We start from the raw sequence: 2,099 nt of genomic DNA on the forward strand, positions 1-2,099 counted from the left end.
AAGGCCGTAGGGGTGGCCGCGCCTCCAACGGCGAGGATGGTGCAACTGTAGTGCCAAGCCCTGTTTTTCATGCGGAAAAACGCCCCTTTACCTGGTATTCTGAAAATGCAACTGTAGAAGATGAGTTAGAACGAACGCCAGCAACAGCAAGGCAAGGACCATCAGCGATATACCTCGCATATCAACCCCCCACGTGAAGAGGCCTGTCTATATGTCCTCGGCGGATTCTCAGAACTTTACTGGAGCCAGACCTTCGGAAAAGTACCCGGCATCTTCGTACTGGGGCTCTATAACCATGCTGCCGTTCTTGTCTATATATCCCCATTTCCCATCGATCTTCACCGCTGCAAGCCCTTCGGAGAAGATGCCGGCGTCCTCATATTGAGGCTCGATGATCATGTCGCCGGCGCTATCTATATAACCCCACCTACCATCGATACTGACTGCGGCCAGACCCTCGGAGAATATGCCTGCATCGTCATATTTGGGCTCGATGACCATGGTTCCGGTTGTATCTATGTAGCCCCATACTCCACCGACCTTCTGGGCAGCGGCTAGCCCCTCGGAGAACCGGCGTGCATCGGTGAATCTGCCGTCTTCGATAACAGTCTTCCCATTGCTGTTTATGAAACCATACCTCGAAGTCAAGGCTATTCCCTCGTGGAAATCGCCCGTATCCCCGCCATATTCAAATGGCTGCATCTCGGGAGGGATCACATATTCTCCCGCAATATTGATGAATCCGGTTTGACCACCCTCTGGGGTGTTGTTCGTCCATATCCTCGCGAGACCCTCCGAGAAACTAAAGGCGTGGTTAAACCGGGGCTCGATTACGTAGTCACCACTTCTATCGATATAGCCATATTGAACGCCCCCTTTTTCCAATACACAAGCCACACCTCCTGAGAAAGGATTCCCGTCCCAATATTCTTGCTCAATGGCTATTGTGCCATTTTTATCTATATAGCCGATGTTGTCGATCAAGGCCAGGCCTTCAGAGAACTCGTGAGCCATTCCATATTTCGGTTCTATTACAATGTCGCCGTTCTTATCAATGTAGCCGTACTTATTCCTCCATCCATCCTTTATCTCTACGCCTGCTTCCCCTGCACAAGAGGCCGTACACGATACGATAGCCAAACTAAGCAGGACAGTTAAAGCTCGTATTCCCTTCAAGATCTCTACCACCCCCCTGGAAAATGGCTTGGATTCTAGAATAACCTTCCCTCGTTCTCCACATCAACTTTCTTATCATCTTGGTATTGGACAACTAGTATTGTTGCCCCGGAGCCATTTGCTTTTTTTGCACTCTCAACTCTATATGCTAGATCTGTTCCAGGCAGGACCACCGGACATCCCAGAGAACCAGGGGTTTTACGATAATTGCCATCTTCGTGCATAGCAAATGATCTTTGTTCCCTGCCCCATTGATCAACTCTACCCTTTGTAGTTTCTCCAACCTCTAATAGTTGATAATCAAAGGAGCCAAATGCGGGATTCTTAGCAAATGATGTGAAAGGATCCTAAAAAGGGGGTTTTTTTGGAAACTTTCACTAGTAATGACTCTCAATAGAGATTTGCCAATCGCAGTTATTTGCTTCTACTTCAAAATATAATGTGCCTGTCTCTTCAATAATCCAACTGCCCTTCTGTGTCGATAGCCCGGTATTTTCATCTGGACTTTGTGTAAAAGAAATATAGGGTTCTACATTATCCTTTTTAAACAATGAATAACAAAAATGGTAATCCTCAGAAAATGGTTCAACGATAGATTTTATTCTACTCTGCCTTGCGCTATTTGGAATGATAAAGTCTTCAGTTCTTTTATTTGAAGAGCCTTCGAACTTCGCCAATTCATGCCACTCTCCACTGTCACATCCAATGAATCCAAGAATTAGGAACATAGCAATCACGACAATAGTCGATAGAAGGCTACTGTATTTCATCCTTACTGTCCTCCATTTTCTTCGTTAAGCTCATCTTGAACAGTTGATTTTCCAGACTCCCAGGTAGAAGGGCATAATTCACCTTCAGAAAAGGGCCGTGGCATTAGGATTGGCCTCTTTGGCCGTTGGCGGCACCGCGACCCCTATGGCCTT

The 2,099-nt window shown here is 46.7% G+C and carries 3 protein-coding genes; all 3 read right to left on the reverse strand.

Translation table 11 applies throughout. The annotated features are described in order from the left end of the window. Positions 1–228: 228 nt before the first annotated feature. The gene (locus tag AB1552_14350) at positions 229–1,188 is read right to left on the reverse strand and encodes a WG repeat-containing protein (protein ID MEW6054939.1); all 960 of its coding nucleotides are present in this window, start codon (positions 1,186–1,188) and stop codon (positions 229–231) included. 23 nt (positions 1,189–1,211) lie between these two features. Further along, the gene (locus tag AB1552_14355; protein MEW6054940.1) at positions 1,212–1,400 is read right to left on the reverse strand and encodes a hypothetical protein; all 189 of its coding nucleotides are present in this window, start codon (positions 1,398–1,400) and stop codon (positions 1,212–1,214) included. Positions 1,401–1,553: 153 nt separating this feature from the next. Then, positions 1,554–1,946, reverse strand: a complete 393-nt coding sequence (locus tag AB1552_14360; GenBank protein ID MEW6054941.1) for a hypothetical protein — start codon at positions 1,944–1,946, stop codon at positions 1,554–1,556. Positions 1,947–2,099 lie beyond the last annotated feature (153 nt).

It is taken from the genome of Nitrospirota bacterium (genome assembly GCA_040754395.1).
GTDB lineage: Bacteria > Nitrospirota > Thermodesulfovibrionia > Thermodesulfovibrionales > SM23-35 > JBFMCL01.